This window comes from Streptomyces cinereoruber (assembly GCF_009299385.1).
In the GTDB taxonomy this organism is placed as follows: domain Bacteria; phylum Actinomycetota; class Actinomycetes; order Streptomycetales; family Streptomycetaceae; genus Streptomyces; species Streptomyces bikiniensis.
Map to the genome: position 1 here is coordinate 3,339,051 of NZ_CP023693.1, position 24,172 is coordinate 3,363,222.

Annotated in this window: 32 protein-coding genes and 1 pseudogene; all 33 read right to left on the minus strand. The window is 72.5% G+C overall.

The genetic code is table 11. The features are described from left to right. Positions 1-32 precede the first annotated feature (32 nt). The 33 genes and pseudogenes from CP977_RS14755 to CP977_RS35195 all read right to left on the minus strand — a co-directional run bounded on the left by CP977_RS14755 (position 33) and on the right by CP977_RS35195 (position 24,131). Positions 33-356 carry a hypothetical protein gene (locus CP977_RS14755; RefSeq protein ID WP_152370247.1) on the minus strand — a complete coding sequence of 108 codons (324 nt, stop codon included), beginning with the start codon at positions 354-356 and terminating at the stop codon, positions 33-35. 104 nt (positions 357-460) lie between these two features. Next, positions 461-670, minus strand: a pseudogene (locus CP977_RS14760) (hypothetical protein); the annotation flags it as partial. A gap of 13 nt (positions 671-683) precedes the next feature. After that, positions 684-1,574, minus strand: coding sequence for a peptidoglycan-binding protein (locus CP977_RS14765; protein ID WP_152370248.1), 891 nt, complete (start codon positions 1,572-1,574; stop codon positions 684-686). Between the two features lie 66 nt (positions 1,575-1,640). Next, positions 1,641-1,910: a hypothetical protein gene (locus CP977_RS14770; protein WP_152370249.1), complete on the minus strand. Its 270-nt coding sequence runs from the start codon at positions 1,908-1,910 to the stop codon at positions 1,641-1,643. 13 nt (positions 1,911-1,923) lie between these two features. After that, on the minus strand, positions 1,924-2,409 hold the full coding sequence (locus tag CP977_RS14775; protein WP_152370250.1) for a hypothetical protein: 486 nt from the start codon (positions 2,407-2,409) through the stop codon (positions 1,924-1,926). 12 nt (positions 2,410-2,421) lie between these two features. After that, on the minus strand, positions 2,422-5,745 hold the full coding sequence (locus CP977_RS14780) for a hypothetical protein (protein ID WP_152370251.1): 3,324 nt from the start codon (positions 5,743-5,745) through the stop codon (positions 2,422-2,424). A 3-nt stretch (positions 5,746-5,748) separates the two neighbouring features. Further along, on the minus strand, positions 5,749-7,938 hold the full coding sequence (locus tag CP977_RS14785) for a phage tail tape measure protein (RefSeq protein ID WP_152370252.1): 2,190 nt from the start codon (positions 7,936-7,938) through the stop codon (positions 5,749-5,751). Further along, positions 7,922-8,209, minus strand: coding sequence for a phage tail assembly protein T (locus CP977_RS14790; protein WP_152370253.1), 288 nt, complete (start codon positions 8,207-8,209; stop codon positions 7,922-7,924). The genes CP977_RS14785 and CP977_RS14790 overlap by 17 nt, the downstream gene beginning before the upstream one ends. A 32-nt stretch (positions 8,210-8,241) precedes the next feature. Further along, on the minus strand, positions 8,242-8,646 hold the full coding sequence (locus CP977_RS14795; RefSeq protein ID WP_152370254.1) for a hypothetical protein: 405 nt from the start codon (positions 8,644-8,646) through the stop codon (positions 8,242-8,244). A 13-nt stretch (positions 8,647-8,659) separates the two neighbouring features. After that, on the minus strand, positions 8,660-9,073 hold the full coding sequence (locus CP977_RS14800) for a phage tail tube protein (protein ID WP_152370255.1): 414 nt from the start codon (positions 9,071-9,073) through the stop codon (positions 8,660-8,662). 53 nt (positions 9,074-9,126) lie between these two features. Then, positions 9,127-9,558, minus strand: coding sequence for a DUF3168 domain-containing protein (locus tag CP977_RS14805; RefSeq protein ID WP_152370256.1), 432 nt, complete (start codon positions 9,556-9,558; stop codon positions 9,127-9,129). Further along, the gene (locus CP977_RS14810; protein WP_152370257.1) at positions 9,555-9,947 is read right to left on the minus strand and encodes an HK97-gp10 family putative phage morphogenesis protein; all 393 of its coding nucleotides are present in this window, start codon (positions 9,945-9,947) and stop codon (positions 9,555-9,557) included. The genes CP977_RS14805 and CP977_RS14810 overlap by 4 nt, the downstream gene beginning before the upstream one ends. Next, a complete protein-coding gene (locus CP977_RS14815; RefSeq protein WP_152370258.1) occupies positions 9,947-10,282 on the minus strand; it encodes a hypothetical protein in 336 nt (111 codons plus the stop codon). Before CP977_RS14815 ends, CP977_RS14810 begins: the two co-directional genes overlap by 1 nt. Before the next feature lie 2 nt (positions 10,283-10,284). After that, positions 10,285-10,614, minus strand: coding sequence for a head-tail adaptor protein (locus CP977_RS14820; RefSeq protein ID WP_152370259.1), 330 nt, complete (start codon positions 10,612-10,614; stop codon positions 10,285-10,287). 4 nt (positions 10,615-10,618) lie between these two features. Further along, the gene (locus CP977_RS14825) at positions 10,619-11,167 is read right to left on the minus strand and encodes a hypothetical protein (protein ID WP_152370260.1); all 549 of its coding nucleotides are present in this window, start codon (positions 11,165-11,167) and stop codon (positions 10,619-10,621) included. A gap of 10 nt (positions 11,168-11,177) precedes the next feature. Then, on the minus strand, positions 11,178-11,516 hold the full coding sequence (locus CP977_RS14830) for a hypothetical protein (protein ID WP_152370261.1): 339 nt from the start codon (positions 11,514-11,516) through the stop codon (positions 11,178-11,180). Then, positions 11,516-12,724 (minus strand): phage major capsid protein, encoded by a 1,209-nt coding sequence (locus CP977_RS14835; RefSeq protein WP_152370262.1) that lies wholly within the window; start codon positions 12,722-12,724, stop codon positions 11,516-11,518. Before CP977_RS14835 ends, CP977_RS14830 begins: the two co-directional genes overlap by 1 nt. A gap of 62 nt (positions 12,725-12,786) precedes the next feature. After that, positions 12,787-13,524: an HK97 family phage prohead protease gene (locus tag CP977_RS14840; protein WP_152370263.1), complete on the minus strand. Its 738-nt coding sequence runs from the start codon at positions 13,522-13,524 to the stop codon at positions 12,787-12,789. 13 nt (positions 13,525-13,537) lie between these two features. Then, the gene (locus CP977_RS14845; RefSeq protein WP_152370264.1) at positions 13,538-15,469 is read right to left on the minus strand and encodes a phage portal protein; all 1,932 of its coding nucleotides are present in this window, start codon (positions 15,467-15,469) and stop codon (positions 13,538-13,540) included. Further along, a complete protein-coding gene (locus CP977_RS34080) occupies positions 15,469-15,642 on the minus strand; it encodes a hypothetical protein (RefSeq protein ID WP_167308921.1) in 174 nt (57 codons plus the stop codon). The genes CP977_RS14845 and CP977_RS34080 overlap by 1 nt, the downstream gene beginning before the upstream one ends. A gap of 19 nt (positions 15,643-15,661) precedes the next feature. Then, complete coding sequence (locus tag CP977_RS14850; protein WP_152370265.1) at positions 15,662-17,449, minus strand: terminase large subunit; 1,788 nt, start codon at positions 17,447-17,449, stop codon at positions 15,662-15,664. Then, positions 17,421-17,876, minus strand: coding sequence for a phage terminase small subunit P27 family (locus CP977_RS14855; protein WP_152370266.1), 456 nt, complete (start codon positions 17,874-17,876; stop codon positions 17,421-17,423). Before CP977_RS14855 ends, CP977_RS14850 begins: the two co-directional genes overlap by 29 nt. A 185-nt stretch (positions 17,877-18,061) precedes the next feature. Further along, on the minus strand, positions 18,062-18,841 hold the full coding sequence (locus CP977_RS34460; protein ID WP_183953331.1) for an HNH endonuclease signature motif containing protein: 780 nt from the start codon (positions 18,839-18,841) through the stop codon (positions 18,062-18,064). Further along, positions 18,841-19,128 carry a hypothetical protein gene (locus CP977_RS14865; RefSeq protein ID WP_152370267.1) on the minus strand — a complete coding sequence of 96 codons (288 nt, stop codon included), beginning with the start codon at positions 19,126-19,128 and terminating at the stop codon, positions 18,841-18,843. The genes CP977_RS34460 and CP977_RS14865 overlap by 1 nt, the downstream gene beginning before the upstream one ends. Before the next feature lie 39 nt (positions 19,129-19,167). After that, positions 19,168-19,383 carry a MerR family transcriptional regulator gene (locus CP977_RS14870; RefSeq protein ID WP_152370268.1) on the minus strand — a complete coding sequence of 72 codons (216 nt, stop codon included), beginning with the start codon at positions 19,381-19,383 and terminating at the stop codon, positions 19,168-19,170. Between the two features lie 312 nt (positions 19,384-19,695). Beyond that, positions 19,696-21,837 (minus strand): DUF3631 domain-containing protein, encoded by a 2,142-nt coding sequence (locus CP977_RS14875; protein ID WP_152370269.1) that lies wholly within the window; start codon positions 21,835-21,837, stop codon positions 19,696-19,698. A gap of 84 nt (positions 21,838-21,921) precedes the next feature. Further along, positions 21,922-22,095, minus strand: a complete 174-nt coding sequence (locus CP977_RS34085; RefSeq protein ID WP_167308920.1) for a DUF6257 family protein — start codon at positions 22,093-22,095, stop codon at positions 21,922-21,924. Beyond that, entirely contained in the window at positions 22,095-22,280 is a 186-nt protein-coding gene (locus CP977_RS14880; RefSeq protein ID WP_152370270.1) for a hypothetical protein, read from the minus strand. The genes CP977_RS34085 and CP977_RS14880 overlap by 1 nt, the downstream gene beginning before the upstream one ends. A gap of 80 nt (positions 22,281-22,360) precedes the next feature. Beyond that, positions 22,361-22,666, minus strand: coding sequence for a hypothetical protein (locus CP977_RS14885; protein WP_152370271.1), 306 nt, complete (start codon positions 22,664-22,666; stop codon positions 22,361-22,363). Continuing rightward, positions 22,663-23,625, minus strand: a complete 963-nt coding sequence (locus CP977_RS14890; RefSeq protein WP_152370272.1) for a DUF2637 domain-containing protein — start codon at positions 23,623-23,625, stop codon at positions 22,663-22,665. Before CP977_RS14890 ends, CP977_RS14885 begins: the two co-directional genes overlap by 4 nt. Beyond that, complete coding sequence (locus CP977_RS14895) at positions 23,622-23,849, minus strand: hypothetical protein (protein WP_152370273.1); 228 nt, start codon at positions 23,847-23,849, stop codon at positions 23,622-23,624. Before CP977_RS14895 ends, CP977_RS14890 begins: the two co-directional genes overlap by 4 nt. Beyond that, positions 23,846-24,016 (minus strand): hypothetical protein, encoded by a 171-nt coding sequence (locus CP977_RS34090; RefSeq protein WP_167308919.1) that lies wholly within the window; start codon positions 24,014-24,016, stop codon positions 23,846-23,848. Before CP977_RS34090 ends, CP977_RS14895 begins: the two co-directional genes overlap by 4 nt. Next, positions 24,009-24,131: a hypothetical protein gene (locus CP977_RS35195; protein WP_260321832.1), complete on the minus strand. Its 123-nt coding sequence runs from the start codon at positions 24,129-24,131 to the stop codon at positions 24,009-24,011. The genes CP977_RS34090 and CP977_RS35195 overlap by 8 nt, the downstream gene beginning before the upstream one ends. Positions 24,132-24,172 lie beyond the last annotated feature (41 nt).

A 24,172-nucleotide genomic window follows, 5' to 3' on the forward strand; every position in this document is an offset into this window, starting at 1 on the left:
CCGCCCCCTCCGCCGGAGCGGAGAGGGCGCGGTCACGGCTTGTCGAGGTGCTTGGTACGGGCGTCGACGCGGTCGACGGCGTCCCGGAGGCTGCCGCCCGAGTTGGGCCGCACCTCGTGCTTGATGTCGGCGGCCTTCTCCTCGAGGGAGCCGAGGCGCTGCATGACCCCGGGGCGCTCGGGGACTCCGGGGCGACCTTCCACGCCGAACCAGTCGTCGAAGAACTGGCCTATGCGCCGGCGGAACTGCCGGAGGCTGCGGGTCCAGCGGTAGAGGAGGGCGGCGGCGCCGCCGAGGGCGACGAGGGCGGCCGCGATGGCGGCCGCGCTGTCGAGGCCCGGTATGCCGGTGGTCACGGGCGGCCGTCCTCCCCGTCCCGGCGCTGCACGGCCTTCTTGAAGAACTCGGAGAAGTCGTCGCCGTGGTGGCCGAGGTTCAGGGTCACCGTACGGTCTCGGGCCTCGGTGGTGCGGAGCCAGGACGGGAGGAGCCGCTGGACGCCGGGCAGGGCCATCACGCGGGTGAGGGCGCCCGCGACGGCGAGGGCGCCGGCGACCCAGGGCAGGGCCTGGGGGATGCCGGCCGCCGAGACGATCGCGGGCAGGACGATCGCGATGCCGAGGGCGGTCTGGAGGACGGTGCGCACGGTGCGCTTGGCGGCGTCGGACATGGTGGGGTGCCTTTCAGGACCAGAGCAGGTGCCAGGTGAGGGGGCCGGGGTAGCCGTCGGCGTCGCCGCGGAGCTCGGCGCGGGAGCGCTGGAAGTCGGCGACGTTCTTGCGGTCGGCCTCGCCCCACTGCCGGGACGGGCCGACGCGGTAGTGCCGCCCGAATCCGCGCTTCACGAGCTGGCGGCCAAGCTGCTCGATCGCGGGGCTCGACTGCCCGAGGGCGAAGGCGGCGCGGCCGGGGAACGGCGGGCGCTTGACCGGGGCGGGCTTGGGCGCGGGCGGCGTCGGCTTCTTCGGCGGCTCCGGCGCGACGCGGTCGAGGCGCTCGGCGATCCGCGCCCGCATCGAGCCCATGGAGAAGCCGCGCGGGTCGGACTTCCCGGGCTGCCACTCCAGGTGTCCGATGACGGACCGTTCGCCCCAGCCGTACGCGCGGCAGATCGCGGCCGCCGCGCGCTCGATCGCCTCCAGCTGGACGGCTGGCCACGGGTCCCAGCCGTCGCCGAGGTTCTCGCACTCGAACCCGTAGAAGTACCGGTTGCCGTCCGTGGTGGTCTCGTCGTCGGCCGGGGCCGGGCGCTCGGCGATCACGGCGTCCAGGACGTCGTCGTCGCCGAGGCCGGCGTGGTTCGCGCGACCGGAGGACAGCAGGTGGATGGTGCCGTCCTTGGCGATCACGCCGTGGCACAGCGGCCCCGGCAGGCCCGCGTACCCGTCGTGGCAGATGCGGACGGTGGTGGCGGTGCCCTTGGTGACGGTGTGGTGGATCATCACGCCGTGCACCGGGCCGAAGGGGCCCTTGTGGTTGCGGTTGTGGCTGGACCACCCGGGGTGCTCGACGACCGTGCAGCCCTCGGCACGGAGCGCGGCCAGGAGCCGGGTGGCGGACAGTGGTGCGGCCATGGGTCCTCCAGGAACGACGAAGCCCCGGGCCGTGGTGGCGCCGGGGCGGGGTGGGTGCGGGCGGGGTCAGGGGGTCGGCTCGGGCTCCGGCTCGGGGGGCCGCCACGTCTCGGCGTGGGTCTCCAGCCGGGTGATGTCGAGGATTTTCTCTCCGTTCATCGTCGGCAGGAGGTCGGCGGCGAACTGGCGGATCAGCACGTCCACGGCTTGGTCGTCGAAGACGTTCGCGGGGTAGCTGGGGATGCCGACGGAGATGTGGGTCGGGCCCCATTCGGGGTGCCACAGCTGGATGTCGTAGGCAACACCGGCCTGGTCGAAGCCGGGGAATGCGGGCATGGGTACCTCCGGGTCAGGTGGCAGAGATGCGGGTGATGCCGAGGGTGACGACGGCGCTGATGTTCGAGCCGCTCTGGGTGTTGAGGTGGAGCTCGATGTAGCCGCCTGCGGCCAGCGTGACGACTCCGGTGGCGGTGACCTGCATGTTGCCCGCGCTGCCGCGCTGGGTGCCCACGCGGGTGCCCAGCGCGGGGGTGCCCGCGCCGTTGGCGCGGATCTCGCCGCGGGCGTCCGCGGTGCTGAGCGAGCCGGGCCAGGTGATGCCGCCGTGGATGAGGTAGACGCCGGCGGTCGGGGCGACCAGGCGGGTGGCCTGGGCCGGTGCCCACATGCCGGAGTGGTTGCCGGAGAGGGTGCCGGTGAAGGCCACGGGTGTGTAGGTGGACGATCCGGTCGGGACGGTGAACGCGCTGACGAGCGCCTGGACATGCGGCTGTACCAGGCTGTTGATGTGGGCGGCCGGGATGGTCTGGCCCGGGTAGGCGATCGGGTCGGGCACGGGGGCCTCCTCTCAGAGTCCGTAGACGGCGGGGTGGGCGAGCGAGACGGCGGCCCCGGCGCCGTGCGGCTTGATGACCCCGTTGACGGAGCGGGTGACGGTCGCCTGCTGCGGCGTCGAGGAGACGTTGTCGAAGCTGAAGTTGACCGGGAGGGGGTTGGTGGTGGTGGAGCCCAGGACGGTACGGATACCGGCGACCCCGGGAGTGGTGAGGCTCCCGTCGGTTGCCGTCACCTGCCACGGCGGCTCCAGCGTGCCCCGGGGCCAGACCTTGGCCGCGAGCGCGGTGCCCTGGACCGACAGCCGCAGGGTGTACCAGCTGCCCGCGCCGAGGGTCAGGCCCGTCGAGAAGGCCGCCAGCTGCGTTTCCGTGCCGCCGACGACCTTCCGCAGGGACAGGGTGATCGCCCCGCCGGCCGCGACGAGCAGGCGGCCCGTGTAGTAGTCGGAGGTGCTCGCCCGGCGGGCCATCAGGTGGATCTCGGCGGTGCCGCCCGCGGGGACGACGGCCATCGAGACGTCGGCCCGCAGGTCGATGTCGGCGACGGTGACCGGGACGGTGGTGGCGCGCAGGCCGCCGCGGACGGCGGTGGCGTGCACGCCGACGCCGCCCGTGACCAGGTACTCGGACGCGGTGCCGCCCGAGCGGGTCCAGGGCTGCCCGGACTCCGCCGTGCCCCACCCCGACGCCTCGACGCGCCCGAACGAGTCGGCGATCACGCCCCGGATGGCGCTCGCCCGCACGACTTCCCCGCCGACCTGGAGGTCGATGGGGAACTGGGCCGGGTCCGTGGTCCAGGGCAGGCCGATGGTCGGGGTGAGCAGCAGCGTGGTGTCCGTGGCAGTCGCCGCGGTGGTGAGCTGGGAGCCGGCGGTGTCGTACTTCCCGTGGGCCGGGGTGTCGTAGACGCCGACGGTCCAGGGGCGGCCCGGGTCGCAGGTGAACGTGATCTTCCAGGCCCGGTCGCCGATCTCCTCGGTGTAGCTGCGGATGAGGAGGTCGACCGGCCCGCGCCCGTACTCGGCCGGAAGGTTCTCCAGCCGCAGGATGTCGCCGACGTCGGCCGCCAGGAGCTGGGCGGCGAGCTGGTAGGCGCGCGGATTGGCCAGGTCGACGGTCACCTGCGGGTAGCGCAGGCCCTCGTGGGTGCCCAGGTGCAGCCGCCACCAGGCCTGTCCGACGGTCTGCTCATCGGCCGCGAGCGAGACGGTCTCCTCCTCCTCGTACTCGCCGACGCCAGCGGGCGGGTCCTGCACCGACATCCGGCCTGTGGTGAGGGTGGCCGTGTGTTCGGAGCCCTCCGCCCGCTTGACGGTGATGACATTGCGGGTGAGGCGGTCGCCGTCGATGGGCTTGAACTCGCCGCTGATCAGGCCCTGGGCGTAGTCGAGGGTGACGGTGGGGGCCTGGGTGTAGAGGGAGCGGCGGGTCCGGTAGAGCAGCGCGCGGGCGTCGCGGCGGTCCAGGAGGAGGCCCATGTCGGCCTTGCTCCCGGCCTCCAGGACGTCGAGGAACTGAGCCATGCTCTGGATGCCGAGCGGCTCGGTGTCGAACGGGTCGCCGCTGACCACGACGGGGACGCCCTGCTCGCCGCAGACGCGGGCGATCCTCCGCCCGGCGGGCTCTCCCACGTGCCCGGTCAGGGCCCCGTACAGGGATGCGGACGAGGGCGGGGCGGCGCCCCAGTAGGTCACGTACCCCAGCGACACCGCCCCGGAGCCCGACGATCCCAGGAGCGCGGTGTACTGGACGACCTCCAGCGCGGTGCCGGGCGTCGTCACGTAGGCGCTCACCCGGTTGACGCCGTCGATGTGGAGGGCCCAGCGCTGGTCGGTGCCCGACATCCAGGTGTGGAGCCGGATGTGGTGGGGCCGGCCGTCGAAGATGTTCGCGTCGGTGACGTCCACCGGGTAGGAGCCGGTCTCCAGCTCGATCTGGTCGACCCACACGGACATCTTGTTGGCCGCGCTGTCCGCGGTCACGGTCCACCGCAGCTTGCCGTTGCCGGTGCCGCGGTCGTAGAGGCGCATCACCTCCAGGTTCCCGGTGCCGGCGCGGACCCAGTCGACCGCCCACTCGTTCACGGCCGTGGCCGACGGGGGGCAGTCCGCGGTCATGTCGCTGGCCGCGCCGGTGTCGACGCGCAGCACCTTCTCGGTCCACTCGTTCAGGCTGCCCGCGCCCCACGTGAAGCGGCTGAGACCGCCGGAGGACAGGGCGGGGGCGGTCCCGACGAGCGGGGCGCCCGAGGTCGCGGAGACGCCGTCGGTCAGCGGCCAGCACTCGATTGGGCCCAGCGAGGTGATGGCCCGCCGCAGCGCGGACGGCAGCGGCTTCTTCCCCGTGCCCAGCCGCCGCAGGATCCCGGCCGGGGTGATCGGCACCGTCGAGTCGGCCCCGGAGATGTGGCGCTCCGGCTGCCACGCGGGCACCTCCCCCTCCAGCCGCGTATGCCGGTTGGACAGGGTGGCGGCGCCGGCCGTCGTCCATACCCGGCCGTCGGGGGCAGTGAAGCTGCTGGCACCCGCGACGGCCCCGGTGAAGTCCAGGGCCACCTTGCGGGTGTTGGTGGCCGCGTCCCACAGCTCGAAGGCGTAGAAGCGGCCCTTCAGCCCAGGGCCGGTGTGGCCGGGGAAGTGCCCGAGCCGCAGCCCGGCGGTGCCGTCGTAGACGGCCGTGGTGCCGGGGTAGGTAGTGGATCTCAGCAGGTGCCACACGGCCGCGTCGATGCGCGGCGCCCAGTAGAAGTGGACGCCGTGACGGCCGGAGCCGGTGTCGACGTCCAGGACGACGCGCAGGGCCATGCGGTGCCCGGGCCCCGCAGAGAGCACCTGCCCGGTGCCGGCGGCCATCTGGCTGCCCGCGGTCCCGTCCGGGTACCAGTACAGCTGCATGCCGTTGGTGGTGAGCCACAAGGCCCAGGAGTACTGGCCGCCGACGCTGCGCGAGGCGAGCTCCTGGCCTGCGGTGTAGTCCTCGGGGGCGATCTCCATCCGCAGGTCGAGGTCGGTCACGGCCAGGTCCGGCGAGTCCGGGCAGGTGAGTGCCGAGGTCGTGTCCCCCGGCAGCAGCAGGTACGGGCGGCCCGCGTCCACGCTCACCCGGATCGGGGTATTGCGGCCGATCTTCCCGTACAGCGGGGCCGCCGGGTCGTGCGCGGACACCTCGCCGTGGCGGTTGCCGAGCCGCATGGTCGCGGCGGTCGGTTCCGCGCGGGTGCCCTTGCCGGTGAGGCCGCGGGTGATGGTGACGGCGTCGGCCTCCCGCACGCTGACGGGGTGCCAGGCGCCGTCGTAGAAGAGCTCGGTGGTGCGCGGCGGCGGCAGGCTCGGCATCGGTTACCCCTCTCCGAGGCGGATCACGGACCCGGCCGCCTTGGTGTCGACGACGGCGCGGAAGAACTTCACGAACTCGTCCTCGCCCCCTCGTACTTCCAGGACGACGCGCTGCTCCTGGGAGCTGCTGCCGACCTGGACGACGGGCCCGGCGACGCTGCGGAGCATGCCGTCGAGGACGGACAGGGGCAGGACGGCCTCCTGCTCGCGGCCCTCGCCGATCACCGCGAGCGTCGCTCCGGTGGTGACGCCGCCCTCGGCGAGGAACGGGATGTAGGGGATGGAGGGGATGTCGATGCCGGGCAGCCGGTTCACCTGTGCGATCAGGCTGTTGTTGATGGACCAGATGCCCATGTTGACGAGGTAGATCGCGCTGTTGAGGGCGTCCTTCAGCCCGTTGGTGATCCAGGACCACAGGCCGGAGCCGATCGAGGCCAGACGGCCGGGCAGTGCGCTGAACCAGTTGGTGAGGTCGTTCCATGAGTCCTCGACGGCGGCCGTACCGTCCTCGACCCAGCCGGGCAGGGTCTCGGTGAAGAACCGGCCGATGGGCTGGAAGATGTTGCGGTCCAGCCAGCGCCAGCCGGTGATCCAGGGCTCGGTGAGGTCGTGCCACAGGCCTGCGGCGGCGTCCGCGCACCAGTCCCAGGCCTCGCCCAGGCTCTCGGTGATGTCGTCCCAGGCCTTGGACGTGGCCGCCACGATCTCGTCCCAGTAGACGATGACCAGCACGATGACGGCGATCAGGGCCATGATCCCGAGGATGATCCACGTGCCGGGGAACGCGAGCAGGGCCATGTTCCACAGCCACTGTGCGGCGGTGATGATGCCGATGGCCACGGCGAACGTCATGATTCCCACGACGAGGCCCTCGACGAGCTCGGGGTTCTCCGAGACCCATTCGGAGAACTCGATCAGGTAGGGGAGGAACATCTCGCCGAGCGTCGTGGACAGGTCGCGCCACGCGGAGTCGAGGCTCTTGGACTCCTCCATGGTCGTGGTGATCTTCTCGGCGGAACCGGCCGCCATGTCCAGGCCTGCTGCCGCGTCGGCGCCGGTCGCCTTCAGGTTCAGCAGGGCGTTGCCCATGTCCTCGCCGGGGCCGCCGAAGAGAGCGGCCTGGAGGCTGGTCCTCTTGGTCTGGTCCTCGACCTTCCGCAGGGCGGTGGTGACCATGTCGAACGCCTCGGTGCCCTTGCCCGAGTTCATCATCTTCTGGATCTTGGCGACGTCGAGGCCGAGCTCCTTCAGCGGCTCCTTGACGGCCTCGGTGTCCGCCATCAGGAGCGTGAACTCCTTCAGGGCGTCGCCCATCTTGTCGAGCTCGAAGGTGGGGTTCTTCGCGGCCTCGGTGAGCAGGCCCATCATCTCGGGCCCGGTGAAACCGAGTTGATCAAAGAACTCGCCGTACTCGCGGGTGAGGACCGGCAGCTCCTCGCGCAGGGCGGGCGGGAGCTTCTGCGCGGTCGCGGCGAGGAGGTCCATCGCTTCCTGGCCGTCCTTGGCCAGGCCGGTCTTCAGCATGGTGCCGACGGCCTGCGTGGCCTCGTTCACGTCGAACTCGAACACTTCGCTGAGGGCGAGTGCCTGTTTGGTGAGGCTGCCGAGCTCCTCCTCGCCGACGGCGCCGATACCGCCGAGCTGGGAGGCGACCGCGCCGACGGCGGACGAGACGTCGTCCATGGACTCGCCGAACCCCGCCACGTACACGTCGCCCGCGACGTCGCCGGCCTTCTCCGCCTCCTCGGCGGTCAGGTCCAGTTGCGCGGTGAGCTTGGCCGTGGCGCCCTTCATGTCCATGGCCGAGGTCATCCCGACGATGAACGCGGCACCCACGGCCGCGCCGGCGGCCCCGGCGGCGATGCCCTGGAGGCTGGCCCCGGTGTCCTGGGCCGCCTGGTCGGCGTCCTGGGCGGCCTGCTGGGCGGAGTCGCCGATCTCGTCCAGGGCGCGGGCGGCGTCCCCGGCGGCGTCGGCGACGTCCCGGGCGGCCTGCTCGGCGGCGTCGCCGACGTCGCCGAGCTCGGCCTCGGTGCGGCCGGTGGCGTCGGCGATGTCCCGGCCGGCCTGCTCGGCGGCGTCCGCGATGCCGTCGAGCGCGCGTTCCACATCGGCGGCGGCCTCGTCCGTTCCGGCGGTGAGGTCGCCCGCGTCGACACCGACCTCGACGAGCAGCTCACTGAGCGTCGGCATCGTGGCCTCCCGCGGTGTGGTCGGTGCCGCCCAGGAGCGCGGTCACGGTGCGGACGGTCTCGAACATGTCCTCGGGCGAGGGCGGCGCCTGGTCCCACGTGGGGATGAAGTCCCTCGGGGTGGCCTTGCGGCCCTTGCCCGCCACCGAGTTGGCGGTGACGGCGGCCCGGATCCCGTGCAGGACGTCGGCGCGGGTGGGGCCGAGGGGGCCGGTGACCTGCTCGTAGGCCAGCCAGTCGGTGAGCTCGTCGGAGTCGATATCGGCGAGCATGTGCCGGATGGACCGGGCCCCCAGGTGCGCCGCTAGCCGGTGGTAGAACTGCCGGTCGGCGGAGCTTCGGATTTTCCCGCCGCGGCCTCCACGGCCTCCTCGCCGAGCCCGTTGACCCGCTTGGCGACCTTGGCCAGGCGCTCCAGGACCCCGGCGTCCTTCTCACCCAGGGCCTTGATCTGCTTGTCGGTGACGAACAGGCGGCGGCCCTGCTCGTCGACGAGGCAGCGGGCCAGGAGCCGGGCGTACTGCTCGCGCAGCTCGACGCCCTTGGGCCGGCCGTTGGGCCCGAGGATGACGGTCTCGGCCTGGTGGGAGTTGCGGTCGGTGCCGCTCATCGACTGGATACGGACCTCGCCGCCCCACTCGGGAACGGGGACGTCCTCGTAACGGCGGTCGGCGGCGGCGCCGATCTGCTCGGCGGTCAGAAGTGCCATGTGGGGGTCCTCCTCAGGTGATGGTCGGCTTACCGGACACCTGGAACGTCAGGGTGCCCGTGAGCTTGTTGTCGAAAGGCGCGGTCCTCTGGAAGCCGGTCATCACCGCGCTGAAGTTCCACGTCGCGGTGATCGGGGCGGGGAAGACCAGCTGGTAGTTGCGGGGCTCGGTGTCCTCCAGGTCCTCCACAAGGACGTCGTGGAGGTCGGGGTCGTAGTTGATGTCGATGGACACCTCGCCCGCGTTGATCAGGCCGCCGACGAACTCCCTGTACCGGTTCGGGGAGTCGTGGGAGGTGACGTCGAGGGTGTCGCGGCTCAGGTTCGGGCCGGAAAGGTTGGTGGCGTTGCCAAGCGCGGTGAAGACCTCGGGGCCGGCGCCGTCACCGCGCTTCAGGATCGTGCCGAATGCGTCGCGTCCGGGCATGGGTGCCTCCTCGGGCATGGGCGAGCCCCGGGCCGTCGGGCCACGGGGCGGGGTCAGGTGGGCTGCTCGGTGACGATCCGGTACCGCAGGACGAGGTGGCGGATGTCCCCGGGGGGCTCGGGGTCGGTGAGGATCTGGCCGTACTCGTACCGGGTGACGAGGTGGTCGTAGCCGGGCAGGGTGAGCGGCTGGTGGTCGAGCAGGGCAGTCAGCCGGGCGCCGATGGCGAAGGCCTGCCCGTTGCCCTCGGCGCGGGTCCACGTGTGCAGGGTGAGGACGGTCTGCCAGCCGTAGCCGCCGTGCCGGTTGTCCGGGGTGTCGATCGCCTCGCCCACAACGACGAACGGATACGGGGTGTCCTCGGGGGTGTAGTCGTGCACGCCTCCGGCGAGGAGGTCGGCCAGCTGCGGATCGCCTGTCAGGCGGGCGTACACGGCTTTCTGGATGGGCCAGGACGGCGGGGCGGGGACCGGGGGTGTCGTCACGACGGCAGCCTCCGGTTGATCTCCGCCCGGAGCCGGTCCTCGAACTTGGTGCGCTCCTCCTCGATGGCGGGGCCGAGTGCGGGCTGAGCGGGGATGCGGCGGGTGCCGAGCTCGTGCTGCGTGGCGTACCAGTCGGTGCGGTCCTTCCAGCCGACCTTCGCCGACAGGCCGCCGCGGGCGTAGTAGATGCCGACGTGGTCGCGCAGGTTCCCGGTGCGCACCCGTACGCGCGCGCGGGTGCCGGCGCGTACGGCCTCGGCGGAGGCCTCGACGGCGGCGAGCGACCCCTCCATGACGACGGCGGCCAGCCCGTCGAGGTCGCGGCGCATCCGTTCCAGGCCCTGGAGGCGGACCCGGGCCGGGCTCCGGCCGCCCCGGCGGCGGGCCATCAGCGCTCCAGCTCGAAGCAGGCCACCGTCAGGTCGGTGACGGCGTCGTAGCTGAGCGCGGCCCGCCCGTTCGCGCCCCGTACGAGCGAGGTCAGCGGCAGGATCTTGGACTCGCCTGCTGGCACGGCCACCGTGACGTCCGCGATGGGCAGACCGGAGACCGTCCCCGGCGTCGCGATGGTGACGGTCCTCGACGAGGCGCCGCCGTTGCGGACGTACAGGAACCGGCCGGCGCCGACCGGGGCGGTGTCGCCGCCGGAGGACGCCGCGATGTCGGAGCCCTCCAGGCTGACGCCGCCCGCGACCGGGACGAGGACAATAGGCAGTGCGGCCATGATCAGGCCCCTTCCTTCTCGACGAGGTGGCACTCGGCCTTTCGGTAGACGGGTGCGGACGGCTCGACGACGGACACGACGCGGAAGGTCTGGCTGCCGCCGCGCAGCTCGTCGCCGCGCCGCACGTCGGCGCCGGGCAGGAGGTAGACGGAGTGGGTGTGCTCCGCGCCGCCCTGCTGCGCGAGCAGCTGCTCGGCCGCGGACGGCTGGTCGACCTTCGCGAACACGTCGGCCTGGCGGACCAGGGCGGTCTCCCAGCCGCCCCCGCCGTCCGGGGACCGGACCGTGCGCCAGACCTCCAGAACCCGGTTCAGCAGGTGCGCGATGTCCATACGCTCACCTGCTCTCCGGGCCGCGCGCGTACGGCTCCAGGAGCCGTTCCTCGTAGGCGGTCAGCGCCTCGCCCGTGCGCTCCTTGTCGTAGGTGACCGACCGGTCTCCGAGGGACTCGGCCGCCACGGCGGTCGACGCATGGACCCAGGCACGGCCGGCAACCTGGAGGCACACCTGCTTGAACAGTGGCGGCAGGACCTCGTAGCCGTGGCTGTAGACCACCACCACGTCGGCGTCCAGCGGCCACACGCCGGACAGGGCGGTGAGGATGCCGTGCCGGTTGACCCGGTAGCCGGTGCTCAGCAGCGGCAGGCCGCCGTCGACCGTGACGGACAGGACGGCGGTGACGGGCATCTCCGGCAAGTTGATGACCCGGCGGCCGTTGCCGACGAGGTGCAGTACGTCGTTCCCGACCGCATCCACGGTCTGGCGGATGCCGCCTCGGATCACGACCTCGGCCGCCGCGATCTTCTCGGCGGCCCGCACCTCGTCGATGACCGGGAGCCCCAGGTGGACCCGGAGCTCCTCGGGGGTGGCCCACGGTGCGGCCACGGCTCACCCCCTACTCGTCGTCGGTGTCGGGCTTCTTCGCGGTGCGCGGGGCGCGCTTGGTCGCGGTCCGCTTGCGCGGCGCGGGCGCCTTGCGCTCCTCGGGCTCCTCGGCTTCCGGGGACGCCTCGGCCGTGGTGGCCTTGGCGTCCTCGGAGGCCTTCGCCTTGCGGGCGGCCGAGGCCCGCGCGCGGTTGCCGTCCCGGCCCGCCGCGCGGGTCGCCGGGCGGGCGTGCCCGGCGGCGATCCAGGAGCGGGCCAGGTCGTCGTCGACGGTGACGGTCTGGCCGTTGCTGTAGCGGTGGCCGGCGCCGTCGGCGACGGAGGCGACGGAGACGATCCGGATCCTCATCAGGCTGCCTTCATGACGAGGATCCGCAGGGCCTGCGGGCGGACGACGTCGCCGCCGACCCGCTTGCGGATCTTCCAGCCGACCATGCCGTCCTCGGAGTACAGCTCGGTGAGGACCTTCACCGTCATGCCCTGCCGGTCGTAGATCCGGTACCCGGCGTTGAAGTCGCCGAAGGCGGCGACCCGGGCGGACGCGGCGACGGCCGCCATGTCCTCCTGGTTCTCGACCTCGAACCCCAGGAAGGTGTTCGGGCGGCCGGCCTGCATGCTGGGCTGCCACAGGTACCGGCCATCGGCGTCCTTCAGGGTGGCGATGGCCAGCTCGGTCCCGGACGGGATGGTGAACTTGCCGTTCCGCCGGTACTGCTTGGGGGTGGCGTAGATCAGCGCCATCATGTCGTCGGTCGTGATGGCCGTGGCCCCGGCCGCGGTGACCGTGGGCACGCCGCCGGCGGCGGTCATGTAGCCGACCGGCTGGTGGGCCGCGTGCCCGCCGCCGATGGTGAACGCGGTGTCTTCGGCCTCGGCGCACGCGCGGGCGAAGGAGTCGCGGATGAAGCTGTCGAGGTTGACGTCGGAGTCGTCGAGCTCGTCCTCGCCGACCTTGGCCAGGCCGTAGAGGTCCTCGACGTAGGTGTACTCGTCCGTCGGGGCGGAGGGCATGGAGTCGGTGAGCGTCTGCTCGTTGGTCTCCAGCTTGCCCCAGCCGACGGACACCTCGGCCAGGGACCGGCGCCGCACGCGGTTGCTGGAGATCGACCGCTGGGAGGCGAGGCCTCGCATGATCGTGAGCTCCGGCAGGGAGCGGTTGATCTCGGTCTCCAGGTCCTCGGGGACGAGGATCTCTCCGGCCGCGTTCTCCACGAGCGCGCGCTGCTCGGGCGCCATGCGCGGCAGGCCCCGGCGCAGCGCCTGGTAGAACGCGGAGCGCCGCTCCTGGGCGCGCTGCTCGTCGCCGCCGGGGCCGCCGTCGTCCGGGCGGTTCGCGCCGCGGCGGATCGGCTCGGCCATCTGCGCGGCCCGCTGCTCCTCGGCCTCCTGGCGCTCGATGCGCTCGGTCAGGCCGGTGAAGTCGGTCTCGTGCCGGTCGTAGGCCGTGCGCTCCTCGCCGGTCAGGCCCCGGTTCTCGGCCTCGGCGGTCTGGGTGATGGCCCGCATCGACTCGACGATGCCGGCCCGCTGCTGGCGCAGCTCCACGCTGGTGGGCATGGGGTTCTCCTCACGGTGATGGGGTGGTGGGGTGGTCCCGGGCCGGTCGGCCGGGAAGCAGGTCAGAGCTGGGCGAGGAGCTCGTACTCGCGCAGCTTGTGCCGGGCGCGCTCCAGCGGATACGCGTCGTTCGGGCGGGAGCGGTCGGCGGCGGCGAGCAGCTCGTCGAGGGCGTCGCGCGCGTTCTGGACGAGCTCGCGGTTGGTGGCGGAGAGGACCTTGCCCGCGCGCGTCTCGGCGAGCGCGCGGGTGATCTGCTCGGGGTCCGGCTCGCGCGGCGCCTGCCCGAGCTGCCGGGCGGCGGCCGAGCGGAGCTCCGCCGACGTCGCGGCGAAAGCCGGGTACGTCACCACGCTCACGTCGCCGCCGTCGAGGTCGATGCCGAAGACCTCGTGTGTGTTCCCGGCCCAGCCGTCGGCGGTCACCCAGAACCCGAAACTCATCTGGTTGATGTCGCCGCGCTCCAGGGAGACGGCCAGGTCCCGGGCGTAGGAGACGCTCGCCATGTCGGCCTCGACGAGGACCCCCGCGTCGTCCTCGACGAGCGAGGCGGTGCCGGCCGCCGTGCGGGCGAGCAGGAGGTTCGGGTCGTGGTTGATCAGGAACCGCACGTCCGGGTTCAGGCCGAGGGTACGGGTCGCGGCGCCGGGCATGATGCGCTCGCGCCAGCCGCCCATGTCCTCGGACAGAGAGTCGTAGACGATCGCCCGGCCCCGGAAGGCGAGGGTGCCCGCCTCCTCGTCGGCGGCCCGGACCTGGAGGTCGGTCAGCGGGAAGGCGCGGACCTCACGTGTGCGCACGATGGCGCCTCCTCTACTTGTTGAACTGGAGCCGGCACGTGCACCCGGCGATCTCGTCGACGCCCAGGCGGTGATCGTGCGGCCACCGGCCCTGGCGGGATCCGATGCTGAACTCCTCGCGGATGCCGACGGTCTGGCCGTCCGCTCGCGCGTGGGTCTTCCTGGGGTTGGGGTCCCACACCCGCCACGTCTTCGTCAGGGCGCCGCCCTGCTTCGCCCCCTCGTGACCGGCGAAGCTGGCGGTCTGGGAGACGCGGGCCTGCGCGAGGACCCGCGCCCGCGATTCGGACATGCCGTCGAACATGGCGCGGACCTCGGTCCGCACCTCGGCCGGGGCCGCCTTCAGGTCGATGGTGCTCGCCAGCTTCTTGACGGTGGTCTCGTTGATGTTCGTCGCCGTCGCCGCCGAGGAGGCCGCGAGCGCGGCCGTGGTCTCCTCGACGACGAACGTCCCGCCCAGCTCGGCCGCCGTCGCCGCCCCGACCTCGGCCGTCATGCTCCGCGCCAGCTGGAACAGGAGCTCGGTCAGCTCCTCGTTGTCGGCCGTCAGGTCGATCAGGTCCTCGGCCGACGCGTCCGGGGTCAGGCCGAGGGCGGCCAGCACCCGGTCGCCCTGCTCGGCGAAGAACGTGGAGATTGCCTCGTAGTGGCGGGTGATCCACGAGGGCATGTCCTCCACGGACGGCGTCTCGGCCGTATCGCCCGCCCGCACGTGGCGGCCGGGAAGCGAGCGCTGCGCGGGCGGCGCCGAGCTGCCGAGCGGCTGCATGTTGAGCGGGACGAGGAGGTCGTCCCCGCCCTCGACCGGCGGCTCGTCCTCCTTCGCGCGGATCTCGTTGGTGGACATCCACCCCCACTGCTTGGCCTGCGCGTAGGCGGTGAACCGCTGCGGGGTGTCGCCGCGCAGAAGGGCGTCGGGGTTGAACTTCAGATACAGGGACGGGTCGCCGAGCAGGCGGCCGGCCGTGCGCTCCAGGCGGGTCAGCCACGGGAGCAGGGAGTAGATGACGTAGCCGAGGGACTGCTGCTCGATGCCCGAGCCCCACGACGTCGAGCGCTCGACGTCGCCGATCATGTGCGGCGGGACACCGAAGATGCCCGCGATCTCCGCGCGGGTCAGCTTGTAGACCTCCAGGAACTGGGCGTCCGCCGGGCTGAGCGACGTCTTCTCCCACTTGGCGCCGGCCTCCAGGAGCGCCAGGCCGTGGGCGTTCTCGAACCCCTCGTGGAGGTCCTTCCACTGGCGGGTCAGCCGCTCGTACTGGGCATCGTCCAGCTTCCCCGGGACGGACACGAGGCCGCCCGGGGAGGCGTCGCGCTTGAAGAAGCTGCCGATGTACGAGGCGGCGGCGTAGCCGGTGGCCACGGACTGGCGGGCCATGCCGATCGGGGACAGGCCCTCGACGGGGTCGACGCCGAACGCCTTGAAGTGCAGCAGGTTCTCCCGACGGACGAGGCCGCCCTCCTCGCGGATCGGCGCCCACTCGTCGCCGTCGAGCGTGATCTTGTAGACGAGCTCTCCGGTCTCCTTCACCCGCCGCGGCTCGATGCTCGTCCAGGCCACCGGCCACAGGCCCACCGGCAGGCCGCCGTTCGAACGCTCGACGTAGACGGCCGCGTTGCCCCGGATGAGCATCCACCCCAGGACCTGGGCCCAGAACTCCCCGGCCTCCAGCTGCGGGTTGGCCTGGTAGGTCAGCAGCGGGGCGAGGGGGTGCTCCATCGCCGGGAGGCGGGCGCCGCCCTTCCGCTCGTACACCCCGGCCGGCAGCATGCTGCCGGTCTCGGCGAGCAGCCGCACGGAGGAAAACACGGCGGCGACCTGGAGGGCCCGCTCGGGGGTGACGTTGATCCCGGCCGCCGTCGCCCTGGAGGTGAGCGAGGGCAGCGACTTGGCCCGCTTCTGCGGTCGCCGGGCCTGGAACAGAGCACGCAGGACGGGCATCAGCTGTCACCCTTCCGCGGGATGTTGCCGAGCGCCACCAGGACCACGGCCAAGACGAGCAGCGTGACGGCGGCGCCGACGGCGCCCCACAGGCACGCGGCGAGCAGGACCGCCCCGGTCGCTCCACACGCCAGGCCGATGGCCTCGCACACCCACTGGGCTTCTTCGCTCACGACAACGCACCCCCTCGGGTCAGCTGATAATCCGGATGCTCGGCTCCGGGACTTCCTCGGGCTCGGCTCGCAGCAGCTGCATGGCAACCGCGTTCAGCCCGGAGGCGACGCCGTCGATCCGCTTGGACGACACCTTCCGGTCGGGCTTGACCGGCTTCACGTAGCCGTCCGCGTTGGCCTTGATGCCGACACAGTCCGCGTGCCACCGCAGGATCGGGTGCCCGCCGTGCGAGACCCGGCCGGACAGGACATAGCGCTCCAGCTGCTGGCACGGCTGGTTCAACCCGGCGTACCCCTGCGACACCTGCTCCATCTCCACCCCGGCGTCCGCCAGTTCGGAGACGGTCTCGGTCGCGTTCCACCGGTCGTAGCCGACGGCGAGCAGGTTGAACCGCGGCACGACCTCGTCGGTGACGAGGGCCCGTACGGCCCGGTAGTCGACGACGTTTCCTTCGGTGATCCGAAGCGCCGGCCCGAGGTGCGCGGCGGTCTTGGACCACCGCAGCAGCGGCACCTTCGTGCGCCGCTCCAGGTCCTTCAGGTTGTCCTCGGGGAGCCAGAAGAACGGCACCCAGATGTACGGCTCCGTCGGGTCGTCGGTGACCGGCGGGAACCACAGAGAGAAAGCCGTGAAGTCCGTGGTGCTCGACAGGTCCAGGCCGCCGTAGCAGTCCCGGCCGGCGAGCGCGTCCAGGTCCACCGGCACCGGCACACCCGAGGGCGTGCGCGCGCTGGCGTCCCAGGCGTCCATGGACAGCCACCGGGTGGTCTGCTTCGTCCGTACGTTCAGGTGCAGCCGCAGGTACCGGTTGAGCTGCTGCGGCGAGCGCTTCGCCTGGGCCGCCTTGCCCTTGAGGTAGTCGGCCAGGACGGTGATCCCGTAGCCGGGGTTCGCCGTGCGCAGGGTGTCCTCGGTGAACGGGTCGAAGTCCTCGACCGTGTCGTCCGCTCCGAAGACGACGCCGAAGACGGTGGGGTCCTCGGCGTGCCCGCCCGCGAGGGTCTCGATCTCCTCGCGCTTGGTGGCGTAGATGGAGCCGAGCTCGCCGCCGTCGTCCGCTGTCGTGATGAACACGATGAGCGGCTGGGTGCGGGAGCCGACGCCGGTCTCCAGGGCGTCGACGACGTCCGGGTTCTTGTGGACGTGGACCTCGTCGATGATCCCGCCGTGCACGTTCAGGCCGTGCGCGCGCAGACCTTCCGAGGACAGGGCCCGGAAGATGGAGTGCGTGACCGGGTGCTCCAGGATCTTCTTCTGGATGCCCCGGCGCCCGAGCTTCTTCCGCAGCGGCGGTGACCCTGCGGCCATGTTCGCCGCGGCCCGGAAGACGATGCCCGCCTGCTCGCGGTCGCCGGCCGCCGCGAACACCTCGGCGCCCTGCTCGCGGTCCGCGAACGCGAGGTACAGGCCGAGGCCGGAGCACAGCGTGCTCTTGCCGTTCTTCCTCGGGATCTCGAACCACACGGTCCTGATGACCCGGTAGCCGTCGGGCCGCTTGAGACCGAAGACGGGGGCGACGAGGTAACGGACCTGCCAGTCCATCAGCCGGAACTCGCGGCCCGCGTGGCGGCCGATGAGCTGCTTCAGCAGCAGGAAGAACTTCAGCACGCGCTCGACGGCGAGGCGGTCGAACCACGTTCCGGGCGGCGCCGGTATCGGGGTGGCGAGCAGCGGCCGGCGGCCCTGGGTCATCCACTCCGTGGAGTCGACGAGCCCCTCCTCGACCCACCCGGCGATCGCCTGGTCGATCTCGGCGGTGAGCTGCGCGCGTCGTGCCTCAGTCGAGGATGTCGTCCTCCTGGTCATCCGCTGCCTCCGGCTTCACCGATCGGAGGCGCGCGCTCGGGGTCAGGAAGAGGTCGCGCGCCAGCGCCGCCACCGTCGTCGCCGCCTCCCGCCAGATCTGCCACGCCGGGTTCTTCGCCGGGCCGTTGCCCGCGCGCCGCTCGGCCACGAGATCGTCGCCCTGGAGCAGCTGCTCGGCCGCCACGAACTTGGACCACGCCGCGCAGTACGCGGAGAGGACCGCGCGGTCCACCTTGGCCAGGACGCCGAGCGCGTCGAGCTGCGGGACCACGCGGGCCCACTCGGCCTGCCCTTCGTCGTCCAGCCACGACGGGATGTCGGGGACAGAGGGGGCGGCGGTGACCCGCTGCGGTGCGGGCCGGCCACCGGGGTTGCCGCGCAGGGCACGGACGTTGTCCGGCTGGGGGATCGGGCCACGGGCTCCCATGGTCACCTCCAGGGCGTCAGGCACCCGCCACCCGCAGGTGGCCGGGCGGTTACAGGATCCTCAGGAAGGCGGCCGAAACTCGCGGTCACGCGCGCGACACCCCCGCCTGCGCTGAATCCCCGCCCCACCGGCAAGATCCGCAACCCCCCTGGGGGGCGGACGCCCTGCTCGGGGTCCCTGCGCGATCACCTCGGTGGAGCGGTCTGGTCGGCGCGGTAGGTGCGCCACCAGGTCTCGATGGCGTCGATGGTACCGGGGGGCCTGTCGTCGCGTCTCGCCCTGCGCACACACTCGTCCTCGGCGGTGGCGAGCAGGACGGTGCGCGCGCCCTCGGGGGCGAGGTGGGCCCGGTCGGAGGCGCGCGGCGCGGTCGCGATGATCCACACGCGAGCGACGTCGTGCCTCCGCTCCAGGCGGGCCACGACGGCGTCGCGGGCCTCGGCGATGAAGGGGACGAGGGGGCGGGGGTGGTCGTGGGGGTGGGGGGATCCCAGCGCCTGGGCGAGGGCGTCCCAGTCGACGACGAGGTCCCCGCGCTCGGCCCGCTCCCGTACGTACGACGTCTTCCCCGAGCAGGGCGGGCCGCACACGAGCGTGACCTCGACGGCTCCGACCCGCTTGGGCCCGGCCCCGGCGAACCCTGTCTCTCGCGCCGTCTTGGCGTCGTGGCACGGCTTGCACATGGCCTGGAGGTTGGCGCGGTCGAACGCGAGCAGCGGGTCCCCGCGGTGCGGCCGGATGTGGTCGACCACCCTCGGAGGCCGGCCGCACTGGGCCCGGCACAGCGGCTCCTCGGAGAGGACCTGATCACGCAGGAGCGCCCACTGCGGGTCGGCGTACACCCAGGACCACTCGGCCCGGGTGGCGGCGGCCTGACGCTGGGAGGGGCGGGAGCAGCCGCACCGGCCGCCCGCAGTGCGGAGCTTGCGGCAGGCGCCGCACCTCGACGGCGGACGGCTGGGCATCAGGCCACGTCGAGCGTGCCGGTGACCACGAGCGTGCCGCGTGCGCCGCACACCTTCGCGAAGCCGTCCAGCCTGCCGCTGGACCGCATGAAGAGCTCCTCTTCCTTGGGGGTCACCTGATCGATGACGAGGGCGAACGGGACGGCCAGGCCGGTCCCGTGAGTCGCGTACTGGTCATCGGCCGGAAGGTGAAGGATCTGGATGCGGGCCATGGGTGCCTCCAGGTACGCGAACGGCCCCGACCGGGAGGGGTGGTCGGGGCCGTCGTAGCGCCCGTTTCCGGGCATGACTGTAGGCCGAAAGCGTGGCCCATCTATCCGCGCACGTCAAGCCGCCTTCGTCTTCCCGCTGCGGGGCTTGGCGGCGGCGCGGGCGGCCTGAACGTCCTCGACGCGGAAGACGGGGCGGAGGGGGGAGCCGCCGCAGCGGGTGAGGATGCCGCGTCGTACCCAGTCGCGGATGGTGGCGGGCTGCACTCCGGCGGCGAGGGCAGCGAGGGATGTGGTGAGGGTGCCGGCGGGCGGCTGGACGTACTCGCTCATGTGTCCATGATCTCGCGCGAGCGCCCCACCGGGCGCTGTTCCGGTGGGGCGCTTCGAGCAGCGCGGGCAGCCTGTCCGCAATCAGTCCAATGCTGATGTGGCCACGGTACGGCCGGGCACTGACAGGGGCCCTGGAGGCCTTCTCTCGCCGTGCCGACGGGCCCCGCTACCCGCGCTACTTCCCAGGTCAGCGCCCCTTACCGCCCCCGTGACCGGGGTAAAGGGGTCCCGCTACTTTCGGCGCCCGCGCGGAAGGGGCCGGACCCGTCGGTGACAGGTCCGGCCCCGGCCGGTCGGTAGTGGGGGAAGGCGCTACCCGGGCTGCTCGGTGAAGGGGACGGCGCCTTCGATGTCGCGCCGCTGGTACCCGGCGCCGTTGGTGCCGTCGATCTTCACCTGCTTGCTGGAGCGCTTCACGCCGGCGAGTTCCAGTTCCTTGGCGAGCTTCTCGGCGTCCCAGTCGCCGTAGGTGTCCTCGTCGAGGTTGACGAGCCGCTGGAGCAGGTCGCGGGTGAACATCCTGGGGGCGTGCCGCATGGCCTCCAGGACGTCGGAGATGACGGGCGGGATGCGGTGCCCGTGTTCGGCGGCCTCGGTGACGACGTCGCCGGCGGCCTCGCCGGTGAGCTGTCCGGCGTCCTTGCGCAGCGCCCGGCCTTTGGCGCACAGCTGGTTGAACTCGGCGGTGGTGAGCAGGTCGTTCTTCACCGTGGCGAAGGACGCGGGCCCGGTGACCAGGACGACGACGCCCTTGTGGTCCTCGGAGAGCACCGACGCGTCGGCGCCCATGGACGCCTTGCCCTTGCCGAGGACCATGTCGGAGGACGTCTGGTCGGTGACCTGCGTGCACGCGCGGATGGTGATGATCTCCCGCAGCTTCGTCGGCACGGACTCGGCGTCCGGGCGCTGGGAGGCGTAGTTGGAGATGAACCCGGCGGCCGGCCCGCGGCGGGCGATGCGCGCCATGTCGTCGATGATCGCCTTGCGTTCCTTCTCGTCGGAGACGGCGATGAACGCCTCCTGGAGCTCGTCGACGGTGAAGAAGATGAACGGCATGTTGTAGCGCTCGACGATCTCCGGGGTGAGCTTGCCCTCGGGGCAGATGCTGGTCGGGAGCTCGCGCAGGATCGCGAAGCGGCGTTCCATCTCGGTCAGCAGCTCGGCGAGCATGGCCTTGAACGCCGCGATGGCGTCGTCTTCGGCGCCGAGGACGAGGCGGTGGGCAACCTGTCGCATCTGCATCCAGTCCTGTCCGCCCTTGAAGTCGGCGACGTAGTGCCGCACGTAGGGGTCGAGCAGGCCAGCGGCGGTCATGAGCCGCTGCGTGAACGTCTTCCCGCGCCTCGGTAGGCCGCCGAAGAACATCGACTGCCACACCACCGGCACGGAGATCCGGTTGCCGCGCGCGTCGTGGCCGAAGGGGATCGGGTCCCAGATGGAAACCCGCGTGGCCTTGGCGAGCGGGGACTGAACCGGGTCGGCGAGGTACGGGTCATCGTCGGCGACCCACATCGAGACCCTGCTCGCGTTGCCGCCCTGGGCGGCGCGGACGCGGGACATGACGACCTGGATCTCGTCTACGCCGAGTTCGGCGGCGATGGTGGTGCGCTTCGCCAGGACGTCGGCAGCAGTCTTCCCGCCGCCCTTCGGCAGGTCGAAGACCACCGCCCAGCCGCGGCCGTCGCGGACCGGGCCCATGATGCAGCTGACCTTCGGTCCGTCGTCGTCTCCGCGGCCGCTTTTGAGGAGGCCGGACGCCCTGAGCGCGTCGTTGAGCTGCTGCGCGGACATGTCCACGCGGATGGGCGGGGCGGCCTGGTCGAGCAGCTGCACGTTCTCGCCGCGGCCGAGGTAGACGAGCGGGGCGGCGATGGCCCCGGTGATTCCGGTCTGGAGGAGCGGCGGGGCGAGGTAGATGCCGAGCGCGGCCGTGGCGACGCCGACGGCGGCGGCGCCGAAGCGCCAGCGGCGGCTCCGGGTGCGGATGCCGTGCGCGATCTGGAGCCGGGCCGCCAGCTCGACGTCCTCGGGCTTGGCCTTGGACTGGGCCCGGAGCGCCTGGACGACTGCGGTGTGGTCCTGCGCGGACAGGGTGGGCCACAGGCCGGTGGTGGCCCGGTAGAAGCCGCGGGCGGTCAGCCACACGGTCTTGACCGCGTACTTCGGCACGCGGATGCCGTGGAAGCGGGTGTGCCACCAGCACAGCCGACCGAGCGCGACGGTGTTGGCCTTGAGCAGGGCCGGGGTGCGGGCCCACGGAGGCAGCACCGGCTCGTCGGGGACGGTCAACCAGTCGGCGAGCGGGTTGTCCGGCCGGTCGACCGCCTCGACACCCTCCTGCTCGCCCTCGGGCTTGGGCGCCGGTGGTTCGGCGGTCACGGTGTACTTCGGCTTCAGCAGGTTCACGGCGGCGACCGCGTGCCCGTTGACGGGCCGGTCGATGATCTCGGTCATGATGGGCACTCCTGCTCTCACGAGGGTGGGTGGGCCCGGGGCGGCCGTGCTTCCGGCAAGTCGTCCGGCCGCCCCAGGGCGTAGCTACTTGGCTTGCTCGGCGCGCTTGCGGGCGCCGTCGAGGATGCCGTCGACCTTGCGTTCCAGGTCGGACCGGTCGACGTGCTCACCGGCCACGGAGCGCTTCGCCATGCGGGCGACGCACCAGGCGACCTGCGCGTGCTCGCGGGCGGTGAGCTTGGGGTACGGGTCCTTCATCACCGGCGGCCCTTCTTGTTGTTCTCCTGCATGGCCCGGGTGAGGGCGTCGAGGTTCTGGAGGGCGTTGCCGCCGCCCTCGGCGAGGGCGTAGGCGAGGGTGTCGGCGGCCCGCTCGATGTCGGCGGGGTTGCTGGAGGTCGCGTCGCGCTTGATCTCGGCGGCCTTGTCCTTGAAGAAGCCCATGACGATGGTCCTTTCGAATCGGCCGGGGCTGTCCCGGCTCCCCTTGGCCCCCGTGCGAGACGGGGGCCGCGGGCAGCCGGTCAGCGGCGGCGGTCCTTCTGCATGTCGATCCACAGGCCGCGCAGGACGAGGACGCAGATGGTGACCGCGACGGCGGAGACGGCGACGGCCACGAACCCGACGGCGAGGGACACCGCGAGGAACGGGGCGGCCACACCGACCGCGACCCACTTCGCGGGGCTCTGCTGCTGCACCGGCGCCGGCGCCTGGACGGGCTGCTGCGGGGTGAGCTGCTGTGCCTGGAGGATCGCCAGGACCATGGCCACCTGCTCGGCGTTCGCCTGGGCGTCGACCGCGTCCCGGGCGGCCTTCTCGATGTCGCTCACGATGCCCCCTCGGTGACCACCTGGCGGCGGAGCTCGGTCGCCTCGCGGCGGGACAGGTTCAGCTCGTCCCGCAGCTGCTCGATGGTGACCCCGCGGGCCCCCGACCTGACCGCCTGACGGTGCAGGGCACGGGCCCTCTTCCGCAGCTCAGTCGGGCTGAGCGCGACCGTCTCGGTGACCACCTGCCGGGGCTGCTCGGCCGGTACCGCCGAGGCCTGCGCCGTGACCTCCTCGACGGGGTCGACGGGCACCAGCCGCTCCTCGAAGGAGTCCAGCCGGTACGTCGGCCGGGCGGGCTCCAGGGCGGTCATCTCGCCTGTCGCGAAGTCGTCCCACATAGGCGTCTTGGCGGGCAGCAAGATGACCGGCCGGGTGACCACTGCGGGCGCCTCGGTGACCGGCTCGGGCCGGGCGGTCAGCGGCAGCAGCCGGACACCGGCCGGCACCACCTCGGGCAGCGCGGGGGCCTCCTCGGCGACGGCCTCGGGCGCCTCGGCCGTCGCTTCGGGCTGGGTGTCCGGCGCGGCCGGCGTCTCCCGCTTGGCGAGGGCCTGGTGGATCTGCCGCATGAGGGCGCCGAACGCGAGGAGCGCGGCCGTGGGCGGTACGGCGGCCACGACGTAGTCGAGGACGGGCACCGTGCCCGGGTCGCGGGTGCCGGTCACCCCGGCGACGTTCAGGACGATGGAGCCGACCGACCCGACCGCGGTCAGGGCGATGGCCCAGCCGTCGACCCGCTTCGCCAGGGCGGCCCGCAGCATCAGCAGCTCACCCGCGACGATGAACAGGTCCAGCGTGGCCGGCCAGGCCCACGCGCGGGCCGGGGCCTGCCCGAGGCCGTGCCCGAGGGCGACCTCGGCGAGGTGCGCGTAGGACAGCCAGAACGCGGCGCCGGTCAGGGCGATGATGACGACACCGGCGCCGATCGCGAGGGCTCGGAAGGCGTTGAGGTTCTTCACCGGCCCTCCTCGGCGTCGAGGGCGGCGAGGAGCGAGCGGAGCCGGTAGTCCAGGGTCGTGGCGGCCATGAGCATGGCGCCGAGGCTGTGGGGGTCGGCGGCCGCGCACTCGGCGACGGCCTCGCGGGCGAGGCGCCGGGCGGTGTCGACGGAGAGCAGGATCGGGAGCACGGCGCGCTCCGGGTCGTGCAGCTGGTCGAGGCCTTCGGTGGACACAGTGGTCATCGCCCCGTCCTCATCTGCTTGTCGAGCTCGGCTCGGACCCGGGCCCCGTCGGCGTAGTCGGCGGCGCAGGCTGCCGGGGTGGCCGGGGCGGTGACGATCCGGTTGTCGCGCGGGGTGCGGTCGGGCTCGGGGGTGGGTTCGGGCTCGTAGGCGAGGAGGTCAGCCACGGCGGGCCTCCTCGTGGGTGACGGTGCTCGGGGCGCGGCGGACCCAGCCGGTGGCGATGACGCGGCGGGTGGGCGGGGGGCTGGGCTCCGTACGGGGGGCGTGGGTACGCTCCATGTGCCTGCTCCTGTCTGGTCAGGGGTGGGCGCGCCCCGGCC